At 67.8% G+C, this 14,221-nt stretch carries 10 protein-coding genes and 1 tRNA gene; 4 read left to right on the forward strand and 7 right to left on the reverse strand.

What is annotated here, in order from left to right; translation table 11 throughout:
• Window positions 1-76: 76 nt before the first annotated feature.
• Window positions 77-150, forward strand: a tRNA-Leu gene (locus QM806_RS03250).
• Window positions 151-234: 84 nt separating this feature from the next.
• Here QM806_RS03250 and QM806_RS03255 read toward each other — a convergent pair.
• Window positions 235-690 carry a carboxymuconolactone decarboxylase family protein gene (locus QM806_RS03255; RefSeq protein WP_005260372.1) on the reverse strand — a complete coding sequence of 152 codons (456 nt, stop codon included), beginning with the start codon at window positions 688-690 and terminating at the stop codon, window positions 235-237.
• A gap of 97 nt (window positions 691-787) precedes the next feature.
• Here QM806_RS03255 and QM806_RS03260 point away from each other — a divergent pair, with 97 nt between their 5' ends.
• The 3 genes from QM806_RS03260 (at window position 788) to QM806_RS03270 (ending at window position 3,322) form a co-directional block, all read left to right on the forward strand.
• Window positions 788-1,663: a sigma-70 family RNA polymerase sigma factor gene (locus QM806_RS03260; RefSeq protein ID WP_133984419.1), complete on the forward strand. Its 876-nt coding sequence runs from the start codon at window positions 788-790 to the stop codon at window positions 1,661-1,663.
• A 105-nt stretch (window positions 1,664-1,768) separates the two neighbouring features.
• Window positions 1,769-2,272, forward strand: a complete 504-nt coding sequence (locus tag QM806_RS03265) for an SRPBCC family protein (RefSeq protein WP_005260370.1) — start codon at window positions 1,769-1,771, stop codon at window positions 2,270-2,272.
• 24 nt (window positions 2,273-2,296) lie between these two features.
• Window positions 2,297-3,322, forward strand: coding sequence for a glycoside hydrolase family 183 protein (locus tag QM806_RS03270; RefSeq protein WP_005565498.1), 1,026 nt, complete (start codon window positions 2,297-2,299; stop codon window positions 3,320-3,322).
• A gap of 4 nt (window positions 3,323-3,326) precedes the next feature.
• On the opposite strand, the gene QM806_RS03275 is transcribed toward QM806_RS03270, so the two are convergent.
• The 6 genes from QM806_RS03275 to gltB form a co-directional block, all read right to left on the reverse strand.
• Window positions 3,327-5,114 (reverse strand): ABC transporter ATP-binding protein/permease, encoded by a 1,788-nt coding sequence (locus QM806_RS03275; RefSeq protein ID WP_005565500.1) that lies wholly within the window; start codon window positions 5,112-5,114, stop codon window positions 3,327-3,329.
• Window positions 5,115-5,311: 197 nt separating this feature from the next.
• On the reverse strand, window positions 5,312-5,560 hold the full coding sequence (locus QM806_RS03280) for a hypothetical protein (protein ID WP_005260364.1): 249 nt from the start codon (window positions 5,558-5,560) through the stop codon (window positions 5,312-5,314).
• A 104-nt stretch (window positions 5,561-5,664) separates the two neighbouring features.
• On the reverse strand, window positions 5,665-6,543 hold the full coding sequence (locus QM806_RS03285; RefSeq protein ID WP_005260362.1) for an acyl-CoA thioesterase: 879 nt from the start codon (window positions 6,541-6,543) through the stop codon (window positions 5,665-5,667).
• The gene (pyk, locus tag QM806_RS03290; protein ID WP_120660713.1) at window positions 6,544-7,962 is read right to left on the reverse strand and encodes a pyruvate kinase; all 1,419 of its coding nucleotides are present in this window, start codon (window positions 7,960-7,962) and stop codon (window positions 6,544-6,546) included. It lies immediately after the preceding gene.
• Window positions 7,963-7,999: 37 nt separating this feature from the next.
• Window positions 8,000-9,502 carry a glutamate synthase subunit beta gene (locus QM806_RS03295; protein WP_065491627.1) on the reverse strand — a complete coding sequence of 501 codons (1,503 nt, stop codon included), beginning with the start codon at window positions 9,500-9,502 and terminating at the stop codon, window positions 8,000-8,002.
• Complete coding sequence (gltB, locus tag QM806_RS03300; RefSeq protein WP_283290311.1) at window positions 9,495-14,078, reverse strand: glutamate synthase large subunit; 4,584 nt, start codon at window positions 14,076-14,078, stop codon at window positions 9,495-9,497. Before gltB ends, QM806_RS03295 begins: the two co-directional genes overlap by 8 nt.
• Window positions 14,079-14,221 lie beyond the last annotated feature (143 nt).

The raw sequence follows: 14,221 nt of genomic DNA on the forward strand, positions 1-14,221 counted from the left end.
CACGGGGAGCGAACGTTAGAAGGGTACCGGTGGTTGACTCCCGACGGCGATCTTCTACAGTGGTACAGCGCAACACGCCCTCGTATCCCAATTGGCAGAGGAAACGGATTCAAAACCCGTCCAGTGTGAGTTCGAGTCTCACCGAGGGCACTGCCAGGATTTCTCCGCGAATCGCAGGTCGGATACTTACTCCGACCTGCGATTCGCATCTCGTCACCCGTTACGGTGTCCTCGTCACCACTGGCCGCCCGCGACCTGCCGGGTGGCGGCGTTGAGCCGGTTCCACAGATTCACGGTGGCGATCGACAGGACCAGCGACGCGAGCGCCTGCTCGTCGTAGTGCCGGGCGGCCTCGTTCCACACGTCGTCGGGCACCGGATCCGGACGATCACTCAACCGGGTCATCGACTCGGCCAGCGCCAGGGCCGCGCGTTCGGCGTCGCTGAAGTATGGAGCCTCCCGCCACGCCGCCACCGCGAAGATCCGCTCGTTGGTCTCCCCTTCCTTCTCCAACTCACGCGAATGCATGTCCACGCACACGCTGCAGCCGTTGATCTGGCTCGACCGCAGATGGACGAGAGCGTGGGTCACCGGCGGCACGTCCGCGTTCGACGCAGCCTTTCCCAGCGCCAGCAGAGACTTCATGGCGTCGGGAACGATCATCGCGGGGTTGGTCATCCGGGCTTTCATGATTGCCTGCCTCCAAAGGTATTCGGGTGATGTGATGTCACACCGGCTGATTTTCGTTCTCACTGACATGACGAACCGCGACGGCAGAATGTGACAGATGACCGACAACGAAGTTCTGGCGCATCGCTTCGAGGAGAACCGGACGCACCTGTCGGCGGTCGCCTATCGGATGCTCGGCTCGATCAGCGAAGCGGAGGACGCCGTGCAGGAGGGCTGGCTCCGGCTCCGCCGTGCCGATACGTCGGATGTGGAGAACCTGCGTGGTTGGCTGACGACGGTCGTCGCCCGGGTATGCCTCGACATGCTCCGGTCACGGAAGACTCGCCGCGAGGAGCCACTCGACGTCCATGTGCCGGATCCGAGCGTGAGTGAGCTGGACGTGGCCGATCCCGAGCACGAGGCGGTGCTCGGCGACTCGGTCGGACTCGCGCTGCTGGTCGTTCTCGACACGCTGACACCCGCCGAGCGGCTCGCATTCGTGTTGCACGACATGTTTGCCCTGTCCTTCGACGAGATCGCCCCGATCGCCGGACGCACCCCCGCCGCGTCCCGTCAGCTCGCGAGCCGCGCGCGCCGCCGTGTCCAGGGGTCGGGGCCCGTTCCGGATACCGACCCGACCCGGCAGCGCGAGGTGGTCGAGGCGTTCATGGCCGCCTCGCGGGCCGGCCGGTTCGACGACCTCCTCGCCCTGCTCGACCCGGACATCGTCCTGCGGGCCGACGGCGGCGCTGACGGATCCTCTCTCGTGCGCGGAGCCCGCGCCGTCAGCGAGCAGGCCCTCACCTTCTCGCGCTTCGCTCCGTTCGCCCGGCTCGCCCTGGTGAACGGCGCCGCCGGAGTCGTGACCGCACCCGAGGGAAAGGCCATGTCGGTCATGGCCTTCACCGTCGCAGGTGGGAAGATCGCCCGGATCGACATCCTCGCCGACCCGCACCGCCTGCAGCGTCTCGGACTCTCTTCCGTAGGCGACTGACGACCCCGCAGGTAGCGGCGGTTTTTTGTGCCCGATCCTGGGGATCTGAGCCGTCCTGCCAGTACCATGGTGGGACAGGTACGCCCTCGAGCACGGAGGTCACCCATGGAGCTCGGCACCGTCACTTTCACCTACGACGGGCGGGTAGCCCTTCGATTCCAGCAAGCGCTCTCGCACTCGCCGGAGAAGGTGTGGCGTGTTCTCACCGACCCGCAGTACCTGAAGGCCTGGTTCCCCGCCGACGTCGAGTTCGACCTCACTCCGGGTGCCGAACTCGTCTTCCGTGTGACGCCGGAGCAGGTGCGCCGATTCGGATTGCCCGCAGATCAGACCACCACGGGGACGGTCATCTCGGTGCATCCCGCGCACATCCTCGAATACCTGTGGGACGCCGAAACCCTGCACTGGGAACTCGTCCCCGACGGCAGCGGAGGCTGCTGGCTGACGCTCACCCACACCGTGGAAGAAGAGGAATCCGCCTACGCCCACGCCGCCGGCTGGCACGCGGGACTCGAGGTGGTCGAAGCGCAACTGGACGGCCGCGAAGTCGACTGGTCCCCGTGGGATCGGGCCGACGAACTCGCGGCATCGTACCGCAAGACGTCCTGACCACCGGATTCACCGACGGGAGGAGTGCGTATCCCGGGCAGCACGACCACACCGGCAGCGACGTTCGTCAAGGAGGTCACCGGCGAGGCGACGCGGCGTTGGGGTGTGCACGGCACCGACCTCGGCTGTCCCACACGCCTGGCCGACGGCAGAGTCGCGTTCTTCTTCGGCGACACGTTCAGCTCACGCGGCCGAAGCGGTAGACGGTGGCGCAGCCCCGTGATGTTGCGCTCCACCACAACCGATCTCCGGGGCGGCATCGAGTTCGAATCCGCGGCCGGCGGCCGGACGGCGACGGAGATCCTGCCGAACGCGCACGACGTCCGCGAACTCCCCGACCGGGAATCTGCGGGCAGCGAGTTCACCGTCGTTCCCGCTGACGCCGTCACGATCGGTGACCGGACCTATCTGTCCGTCGTCAGTGTGCACTCGTGGCGGTCGCGTGCGTGGCCGACGAACTTCACGTATCTCGCCTGGTCCGACGACGGCGGCGAGAACTGGCACCGCTCACCCGCCCGCTGGGACAACCGCGGTGGGTCACTCGATCAGCTGTGGACCATGGAACGGCACGACGGCTACGTCTACGTCGTCTCGAGCGCGTTCGACCGCACCAATCCGGGTGGGATGATCCTCCGGCGGGTCCCCGAATCGCGCATCCTCGAGCCCGGTGCCTACGAGGACTGGGGCTGGGACCGCGGTACGGGGTGGGCGTGGGGACAGCCCGCGACCCCGATCCTGCCGGGCCCCGTCGGGGAGATGTGCCTGCGACGGATCGACGGCACCTGGGTCCTCGCGTACTTCGACCCCACCGCGTACGCGATCGTCACACGCACCGCGGACCGGATCGACGGACTGTGGTCGGAACCGACCGTGCAGGTCGCCGGGGGCGACTGGGGAGCTGCGGACGGCACGTGGGCGCAGATCTACGGCGGATTCATCCACCCGGGGTCCACGTTGGGCGAGCTGCATCTGCTTGTGTCGCAATGGAACACGACGACCGGCGACCCCTACCGCGTCCTGCAATTCACGACTCGACCGGCCGCCGGGTAGCTCGTCACCCCACGAGTTCCGACTCCGTCCACCGCCCCTCCCCTTCGAGTTCCACACCGCGGGAATGGAATTGATTGAGGGTACTGCGGTGGCCCACGCTCACCACGATGCTGTCCGGGAGTTCGGTCCTGAGCAGGGTGTAGAGCGTGTATTCGAGGCCCTCGTCGATGGCCGACGTGGCCTCGTCGAGGAAGATCACCGCGGGGCGTGCGATCAGCACCCGCGCGAACGCGAGACGCTGCTGCTCACCCGGCGACAGGATCCGCGTCCAGTCGGCGGTCTCGTCGAGCCGATCCCCCAGATTGCCGAGCGACACCTTCGACAGCGCGTCGCGCACGATGTCGTCGGACGCCGTCGGCTCTTTCGGGTACGCCAGCGCGGTCCGCAGCGAACCGAGCGGAAGGTACGGGCGCTGGGACAGGAAGATCGCCTCCCCCGCGGGCCGCGACACCGTGCCGTCGGCGTACGGCCACAGATCGGCGAGCGTGCGGAGCAGGGTGGTCTTGCCCGAGCCAGACGGGCCCTTGACCAGCAACGACTGCCCGGGGGTCACGGTGAGCTCGAGGCCCTCGATGAGGGTCTGCCCCGTCGGGATGCGCACGTCCAGCTTCTCGACCTGGAGGTCGTCGCCCGACTTGCCGGTCTTCAGGATCGGAAGTTCGGCGGCATGCTGGTTGTCGTTGGCCAGACCGTTGAGTCGGATGAGGGTGGCGCGGAAACTCGCGAAGTCGGCGTACGACTCACGGAAGAAGGACAGGGAGTCGTGGACCTGGCCGAACGCCTGCGACGTCTGCATCACGTCACCGAGCGACACCTGACCGGTGAACAGTCGCGGACCCTGCACGAGGAACGGGAAGATGACGGCCGTCTGGTTGACGGTGAGGTTCCATCCGCTGAACTTCAACGTCCGGAAAACGATCTGCCACATGTTCCGGATGACGTCCGCGAACCGTCCGGCGAGTGTGCGGCGCTCGACGTTCTCGCCGCGGTAGAACGCGATGCTCTCGCCGTACTCCCGCACCCGGATCAGCGCGTAGCGGAAGTTGGCGCCCAGTTTCTCGTTGAGGAAGTTCAGCTTGATGAGCGGCTTGCCGATCCAGAACGCCACCACCGTAGTCACCAGTACGTAGATGTAGACGAGGAAGATCATCGCCCGCGAGATCTCGACGCCGAACACCGTCATCGGGCCGGACAGATCCCACAGGATTCCCGTGAACGACACGATCGACAGCACGGCGGTCACCGCGCCCATCGACAGCGAGCGGGACGTGGTCACGAAGTTGGTGATGTCGGCCTGGACGCGCTGGTCCGGGTTGTCGATCGCGTCGTCCAGGAACCGGTCACGGTAGTAGGCGCGGCTGTCGAGCCAGTCGTCGACGAGATGGTGGTTGAGCCACGTCCGCCAGTCGATGTCGAGGGTCTGCCCGATCAGGTACTCGATCAGGGCCCGCACCACGTGGACCGTCGCCAGAAGGGCGAATACGCGGAGGAAGTGCCAGAACGCCGATTCGTCCAGATTCTGGATCGAATCGTAGAAGTCGTTGTACCAGTAGGAGAACAGCACCGTCATCCGCACCGCGAAGACCGTCGACAGCAGCAACACCGCCAGGATGGTCAACGGCTTGAGGCTGCGCCGCGGATTGAAGTACGGCGCGGCGAAGCGCCAGAACTGCCTTCCCCATTTGGTGAACCGCGCGAGCAGTATCACTACGACGACGAACGCGACGACAGTCATGACGTAGGCCTTGAGCAGCCACATTGCGCTGTCCCAGACGACGTTGTTCCAGTCCACGACCCATATCCCCGATCACGAGGTGAAACTCACCAGAAAAGATGGCGAAGTCTAACCCCGGACCTCGGTCGTCGGCGAGAGATACGCGCAGGACACGCGTCGATCCGCACACACACGTCGCCCGATGTCCCATTTGGGCGGTTTCGCCGCACAGGTGGGACACCGGGCAGGGAGAACGGGCCCCGACGACGGGGAGTCTACGAGTCCTTCTCGGGCTCAGGCTTTTTCAGGTTGCCCTCGTCGTCGACGTAATCGTCGAAGGCGGTACCCGACACCGTGCCGTCGGAGCCGGGCAGGACTACCGTCTCGCGGGCGCCCGGCTCGTAGCGGGCGTCGATCTCCTCCACCTTCTTCTTGGCTTCGGCAAGCGCCTCGTCGTCGGGAAGGGGCACTTCGGTCTCGGCCTGTCGGCCGGAGTTCTTCTGCTCGGGTGCGTCTGCGCTCATTGTGCACGTCCGTTCCGTTTCGGAGATTCCAGACCGACCATACGCCGCAGCCACCAGTTGAACTACCGTTCAAAACCGTTCGGTGGCAAAGGAATGACGGGCCGCTACTTCCGCGGCGGGAAGTGGCGGATGAGACCCTCCTGGACGACGGTGGCCAGCAACTCGCCCTCGAGGGAGAAGAACCGCCCCGTCGCGAGGCCGCGGGACCCCGCGGCGACCGGCGACTCGGTGGCGTAGAGCGTCCAGTCGTCGAACCGGAACGGCCGGTGGAACCAGATGGAATGGTTGACGGTGGCTGCGACGATCCGGTCCAGCCCCCACGACAATCCGTGGGTGGTGATGATGGAATCCAGGACCGTGGTGTCCGACGAGTAGCCCATCACGGCCACGTGTATCAGCGGGTCGTCCGGAAGGTCGCCGTCCGATTTCATCCAGACCCGGTTGTGGGTGAGCTTCTCCCCGGTGCCCTTCATGATCCAGGACGGGTCGTTCGCGTAACGCATGTCGATCGGTTTGAGGGCGTCGACGAACATCTTCAGCCGGTCCTCGTAACCCAGGAAGTGGTCGCCCAGCGGCGGCAGCGTGTCCGGGAACGGGACGTCGGGCACCTCGACCGCGTGCTCGAGACCCTTGCCCCAATCCTGGAACGCCGCCAGCATGACGAACAGTTCCTCACCGTTCTGCAGCGCCGTGACCTGACGGTTCGCGAATGCCCGGCCGTCGCGGTGCCGCTCGACGCGGTATTCGATGGGTTCCTTGACGTCGCCGCCGCGGATGAAGTGGGCGTTGATCGCGTGCACAGCGCGCTCGCCGCTCACGGTGCGGCCGGCGGCGACCAGTGCCTGGGAAATCAACTGGCCGCCGAACGTCCGGCTCCCCACCTGCGCGGGATGCCGACCTCGGTACGTGTCCTCGCCGGTCCTCTCGAGATCGAGAAGTTCGAGCAGGGTCTGGAGATCGGTCTTCGCCGCGACTTCGCTCACCTAGTGGTCCTCTTCGCCGATTCTGTGGACGTGGATCAGGTTGGTCGAGCCTACGGTGCCGGGCGGCGACCCGGCCACGATGACCACCAGTTCACCCTTCTGGTACCGGCCCAACCCGAGCAGCGCGTGGTCGACCTGCCGCACCATCGCGTCCGTGCTGTCGACCGGGTCGACGATGAACGTCTCCGTTCCCCACGTCAGCGACAACTGGCTGCGCACCTCCGGCAACGGGGTGAACGCCAGCAACGGCAGCGGCGTGTGCAGCCGCGCCAGGCGGCGCACCGTGTCCCCGGACTGGGTGAACGCGACCAGCGCCTTCGCGTCCAGGCGCTCCCCGATGTCGCGGGCGGCGTACGAGATGACACCCCGCTTGGTGCGCGGCACATGCGTCAGCGGCGGCACCTGGGTGGACTCGTTCTCCACCGCCTCGACGATCCGCGCCATCGTGCGCACCGTCTCCATCACGTACTTACCGACCGACGTCTCACCGGACAGCATCACCGCGTCCGCACCGTCGAGGACCGCGTTCGCGACGTCGGACGCCTCGGCGCGGGTGGGCCGCGAGTTCTCGATCATCGACTCGAGCATCTGGGTGGCCACGATGACCGGCTTCGCGTTCTCCCGGGCGATCTGGATCGCCCGCTTCTGCACCAGCGGCACCTGCTCGAGCGGCAACTCCACACCCAGGTCACCGCGGGCGACCATCACCGCGTCGAACGCCAGCACGATCGCCTCGAGGTTGTCGATCGCCTCCGGCTTCTCGAGCTTCGCGATCACCGGGATCCGGCGACCGACCCGATCCATCACGGCGTGAACCAGTTCCACATCGGCCGGCGACCGCACGAACGACAGCGCGATGAAGTCGACGCCGAGGCCGAGCGCGAACTCGAGGTCGGCGATGTCCTTCTCCGACAGCGCCGGGACCGACACGTTCATCCCCGGCAGGGACACACCCTTGTTGTTGCTGACCGGGCCACCCTCGGTGACCCGGCAGATCACGTCGTTGCCCTCCACACCGGAGACGACGAGACCGACCTTGCCGTCGTCGACGAGCAGCCGGTCGCCGGGCTTGGCGTCCTCGGCGAGCTGCTTGTACGTGGTCGACACCCGGTCGTGGGTGCCGTCGACGTCGTCGACGGTGATCCGCACTTCCTCACCGTTGGCCCACGTGGTGCGACCCTCGGCGAACCGGCCGAGCCGGATCTTCGGGCCCTGGAGGTCGGCGAGGACACCGACCGCCTTGCCCGTCGCGTCCGAGGCGGCCCGGACGCGTTTGTAGTTCTCCTCGTGGTCGGCGTGTTCGCCGTGGCTGAAATTCAGCCGCGCCACGTCCATACCGCTTTCGACGAGCTCGCGAATACGGTCACCGGTGGCGGTAGCAGGTCCAAGTGTGCATACGATCTTCGTGCGTCGGTTCACGGCCTCGAGCCTAGTCGTCCCGCGCGCCCTTCTCCATTTAGACGACTGCCAGCGGGAGCGCCGTCGGATGCACCGGCGACGGGAGGTCCGACGCCCCGGTCAGATACACGTCGACGGCGTGCGCCGCGGACCTGCCCTCCGCGATCGCCCACACCACGAGCGACGCGCCGCGGTGCGCGTCCCCGCAGACGAAGACCCCGGGTGCGGTGGTCTGCCAATCCGGTCCGCAGGAGAGCGATCCGCGCCGGGTGGGCGACAGCCCGTAGTCGTCGAGCAGCGGTCCGAGATCGACACCCTCGAATCCGATCGCGAAAAGCGCCAGTTCGCAGGGCAATTCGATCTCCTCGCCGACCGGCGTGATGATGCGTGTGCCGTCCTCGCGGGTGACCCGGACCTCGGCGAGGACCATGGATCGGACGTTCCCGTTCGCGTCACCGAGGAAGCGTTGCACCGCGACCTGATACCGGCGGACACCGCCCTCGGCGTGCGCGGGCGACGTGCGCAGCACCATCGGCCACGCCGGCCACGGCGTCGCGGCCTCGTCCCGATCCGTCGGCAACTCCGGGTTGTAGTCCAGCTGGGTCACCGACAGCGCGCCCTGGCGGTGCGCCGTTCCGAGGCAGTCGGCCCCGGTGTCGCCGCCGCCGATGATGACGACGTGCTTGCCCTTGGCGGTGATCGTCGCGGGACCGTCACCCTCGCATTCCTTGTTCGAGGTGACGAGGTGTTCCATCGCGAGGTGGATCCCGTTCAGCTCCCTGCCTTCGACGGTCGTGTTGTCACGGCCCCGGAGCGCGCCGATCGCGAGCACGACGGCGTCGAAGTTCTCGCGCATCTGCTCCACGGTGAGGTCGACGCCGACCTCGCAATCGGTGACGAAGTGCGTTCCCTCGGCGCGCATCTGCATCAGGCGCTGATCGAGGATCGCCTTCTCCATCTTGAATTCCGGGATGCCGTACCGCAGCAGTCCCCCGAGCCGGTCGTCGCGCTCGTAGACGGTGACGTCGTGCCCCGCCCGGGTCAGCTGCTGTGCCGCCGCGAGACCGGCCGGCCCGGAACCGACCACCGCGACCTTGCGGCCCGTGGCGATCATCGGCGGCTTGGGCACCACCGTGCCGGACTCCCACGCGACGTCGGCGATGGCCTGTTCGATCCGCTTGATGGTGACGCTGCCGGTCGTGTGGGTGTCGGCGAGGGCGAGCACACACGCCGACTCGCACGGCGCCGGACACACCCGCCCCGTGAACTCCGGGAAGTTGTTCGTGGCATGCAGGCGCTCACTGGCCGCCGACCAGCGGCCGCGCCGCACCAGGTCGTTCCACTCCGGAATGAGGTTGCCCAGCGGGCAGCCCGCACTTCCCGAGTGGCAGAACGGGATTCCGCAGTCCATACACCGTGCGGCCTGCTCGGACACCTCGGCGGCCCGCTCCGCCGGACTCTGCGGCGCGTACACCTCGTGCCAGTCGTGCACCCGCTCCGCGACCGGACGCTTGCGCGCCTCCTTCTTGACGATGTGCAGAAAGCCCTGCGGATCAGCCACGTGCCGCCTCCATGATCGCAGTGTCGACGTCGAGTCCCTCGGCCTTGGCGATCCGGGTCGCGTCCAGCACCCGCTGGTAGTCCACCGGCATCACCTTGGTGAACAACGCGGAGCGCCGGGGCCAGTCGGCGAGCACCGACGCCGCCACCGCGGAACCGGTCCACCGGTGGTGGCGGGTGACCGCGCCGCACAACCAGTCGAGGTCGTCCGGGTCGGGTTGCAGGAGCTTCACCATCGCCGGGTTCACGTCCCCGGGGTCGAGGTCGAGGACGTAGGCGATGCCGCCGGACATACCGGCCGCCATGTTCCGGCCGGTCGGTCCGAGGATCACGACCCGCCCGCCCGTCATGTACTCGCAGGCGTGGTCGCCGACGCCCTCCACGACGGCCGACGCACCGGAGTTGCGCACCGAGAAGCGTTCGCCGACGCGGCCCCGGAGATACAGCTCGCCCGAGGTGGCGCCGTAGAGCAGGGTGTTGCCCGCGATCACCTGGGTTTCGGGGACGAACAGGACGTCGTCGGCGGGACGGACCACGATCCGCCCGCCCGACAATCCCTTGCCGACGTAGTCGTTGGCGTCACCGGTCAGGTCGATGGTGATACCCGGCGGCAGGAATGCGCCGAGCGACTGCCCGGCGGAACCGGTGAACGTGAGCCGGATCGTGTCGTCCGGCAGCCCGGCGGCGCCGTACCGGCGGGTGACCTCCGCGCCGAGCAGCGTGCCGACGGTCCGGTTGACGTTGCGCACCGGCATCTCGATCTCCACGGCGTGCGCGTCCTCGAGGGCACCCTCGGCCAGTTGGATGAGCGTCCGGTCCAGCGCCCGGTCCAGTCCGTGGTCCTGATCGCGGTCCCGGCGCCGCTGCGGCAGCGGCGTCCCGTCCGGCCCGGTGGGCACGGCGAAGATCGGGGTCAGGTCGAGTCCGCGATTCTTCCAGTGCGCGATCCCCTGCGCGGTCTCGAGGACATCGGCGTGACCGACGGCCTCGTCGATGCTGCGGAACCCGAGGTCCGCCAGGTACCGGCGCACGTCCTCGGCGACGAAGCGGAAGAACTCCTCCACGAACTCCGGTTTGCCGGTATACCGCTTGCGGAGTTCCGGGTTCTGGGTGGCGACACCGACCGGGCAGGTGTCGAGGTGGCAGACCCGCATCATGATGCAGCCCGCCACGATCAGCGGGGCCGTCGAGAACCCGAACTCCTCCGCACCCAGGAGCGCCGCGACCACGACGTCCCGCGCGGTGCGCATCCCGCCGTCGCACTGGACGGTGATGCGGTCGCGGAGACCGTTGAGCACGAGTGTCTGCTGGGCATCGGCCAGCCCGATCTCCCACGGCGCCCCGGCATGCTTCATCGACGTCAGCGGGGTGGCGCCGGTTCCGCCGTCGTTCCCGGAGATCAGGACCACGTCGGCGTGTGCCTTGCTGACGCCTGCGGCGACCGTTCCCACACCCACCGAGCTGACCAGCTTCACGTGGACCCGGGCCCGGTCGTTGGCGTTCTTCAGGTCGTGAATCAGCTGGGCGAGATCCTCGATCGAGTAGATGTCGTGGTGCGGTGGCGGCGAGATCAGCCCGACCCCCGGCGTCGAGTGCCTTGTCTCCGCGACCCATGGGTACACCTTGTACGCCGGCAACTGGCCGCCCTCACCGGGCTTGGCGCCCTGCGCCATCTTGATCTGGATGTCGCTGGCGTTGATCAGGTAGTCGCTGGTGACACCGAACCGCCCGCTCGCCACCTGCTTGACGGCGCTGCGGCGCGACGGATCGTAGAGACGGTCGACGTTCTCGCCGCCCTCGCCCGTATTGGAGCGTCCGCCGAGATTGTTCATCGCGACGGCCATCGTCTCGTGAGCCTCGGCGGAGATCGAGCCGTAACTCATCGCGCCGGTGTTGAACCGGGTGACGATCCGCTCGACCGGTTCCACCTCGTCCAGCGGCACCGGCGGGCGCACACCCTCCCGGAACGTGAACAGGCCGCGCAGTGCGCCACCGGCCTCGGCCAGGCGGTTCACCTCCTCGCTGTACTTCGCGAACACCGTGTGCTGACCGGTGCGGGTGGCGTGCTGCAGCAGAAACACCGTCTCCGGGGTGAACAGGTGCAGTTCGCCGTCGCGGCGGAACTGGTACTCGCCGCCGTCCTCGAGCCGCCGGTGGGCGAACTCGGCCGGGTTGTCCGGGTACGCCTGCCTGTGACGGACGGTGACCTCGCGGGCGATCTCGTCGAGACCGGCGCCGCCCAGCTTGCTGACGGTGCCCGTGAAGTACTCGTGGACGAGATCGCGGTCCAGGCCGATCGCCTCGAACACCTGCGCCGCGGTGTACGAGCCGACGGTGGAGATGCCCATCTTCGACATCACCTTGAGCACACCCTTGCCGAGAGCGGTGAGATAGTTCCGCACGGCGATCGTGTGCTCGACGCCGGTGAGTTCGCCCTCGGACACGAGGTCCTCGATCGACTCCATCGCGAGGTACGGGTTGACGGCCGCGGCCCCGTACCCGATGAGCAGCGCCAGGTGGTGGACCTCGCGGGCGTCACCGGATTCGACGACCAGCGCCACCTTGGTGCGTTCCTTGGTCCGCACCAGGTGATGGTGCACCGCGGCGACCGCGAGCAGCGACGGGATCGGCGCGCGGGTGTGGTCGGAGTCACGGTCCGAGATCACCAGCGTCCGATAGCCGTCCGCGATCGCGGCGCTCGCCTGAGCCCGCACTTCCTCGATCGCCTCGGCCATCCCCGCACCGCCGCGTTCCACGTCGTACAGCGCGCGCAGCACCGCCGCGGCCAGCCCCGGATGGTTGCCGTCCGCGTTGACGTTGATGATCTTGTTCAGCTCTTCGTTGTCGAGCACCGGCCACGGCAGCACGATCTGCCTGCACGACGCCGCGGTCGGCTCGAGCAGGTTCTGCTCCGGTCCCATGACCCGCGACAGCGACGTCACGATCTCTTCACGGATCGCGTCGAGCGGCGGATTCGTGACCTGCGCGAACAGTTCGACGAAATAGTCGTAGAGCAGCCGCGAACGCTGCGACATGACGGCGATCGGGGTGTCCGTCCCCATCGAGCCGAGGGGCTCGCCGCCGGACGCGGCCATCGGCGCGAGCAGGATCCGCAGATCCTCCTCGGTGTACCCGAACGCCACCTGCCGTCGCACCACCGACTCGTGGTTGTGCTGCGCGTGCGGGCGATCCGGCAGCGTCTTCAGTTCGAGCAGACCGGCGTACAGCCACTCCGCGTACGGCCGCTCCGCCGCGAGCCGCATCTTGATCTCCTCGTCGGGCACGATCCGGCCCTCGGACGTGTCGACCAGGAACATCTGCCCCGGTTCGAGGCGGCCCTTCGCCACGACCTCCGCCTGCGGGACGTCGAGGACACCGCTCTCGCTCGCGAGGACCACCCGCCCGTCGACGGTCTGCCACCAGCGTCCCGGACGCAGGCCGTTACGGTCCAGCACGGCGCCGACCACGGTCCCGTCGGTGAACGTCACACACGCCGGTCCGTCCCACGCCTCCATCAGCGACGCGTGGAACTGATAGAACGCCCGGCGGTCGGGGCACATCGACGTGTCGTTCTCCCACGCCTCCGGCACCATCATCATCACCGCGTGCGCCACGCTGCGGCCGGCGAGGTGCAGCAATTCGAGGACCTCGTCGAACGACGCCGAATCCGACGCGTCGGGGGTGCAGATCGGATACAACCTGCGCAGGTCGCCCCGGATCACCGAACTCGACAGCAACGCCTCGCGGGCGCGCATCCGGTTCCGGTTGCCGCGGACCGTGTTGATCTCACCGTTGTGCGCGACGAACCGGAACGGATGCGCGAGCGGCCAGGACGGGAACGTGTTGGTCGAGAACCGGCTGTGCACGATCGCGATCGCACTCGCCATCCGCGGGTCGCGCAGGTCCGGGAAGTAACGGGACAGCTGGGACGTGGTCAGCATTCCCTTGTAGACGACGGTCCGGCTCGACAGGGACGGGAAGTACACGCCGCTGCCCTCGGACTCGACCTCGGGAGTGACCTGCTCGGCCCGCTTACGCAGCGCGTAGACCAGGCGGTCGAGTGCCAGCCCGCCGGGCCGGATCCCGCCGACGGCGGGTGCGGTGACGAACAACTGGCTCATGTGCGGCGCGCAGGCCCGGGCCGTGGAGCCGACGTCCGCGCCGTCCGGATCGACGGGCACCCGACGCCAGCCGAGGATCTCGAGCCCCTCCTCGGCCGCGAGGTCGGACACGCGTCGTTGCGCCGCCGCCCGTGCCTGCGCGTCCTGCGGGAGGAAGCAGATTCCCGCCGCGTACGTGCTGCCGCCGTCCTCGAGCGGCGCCGGGAGATCGAAGTCGACGACGTCCCCGAAAAATTCGGTGGGGAGCTGGAGGAGGATGCCGGCGCCGTCGCCGCTGTTCGGTTCCGATCCTGCCGCACCGCGGTGCTCGAGATTCTCGAGTGCGAGGAGTCCGTCGGAGACGATGGAGTGTGAGCGGCGGCCGTGCACGTCCGCGACCATGGCGACGCCGCAGGAATCGACTTCCTGGTCCGGGTCGTACAAGCCCTGGGGACCAGGCAACTGAGAGAACAGCACCGATATACCTCCACATCGGCCAGGAAGACCACCAGTGTGTGCGCTCCGCACGTGCTGTCGGCGGCCTCCGCTAGCGGGGTCGCCACGACGGGCGCTAACTGCTTTTCGGGGGTCTACCGGGACAGCATCGGCCCGTGAAGGTT

This window comes from Rhodococcus sp. IEGM 1351 (assembly GCF_030056875.1).
GTDB classification, from domain to species: Bacteria; Actinomycetota; Actinomycetes; order Mycobacteriales; family Mycobacteriaceae; genus Rhodococcus_F; species Rhodococcus_F opacus.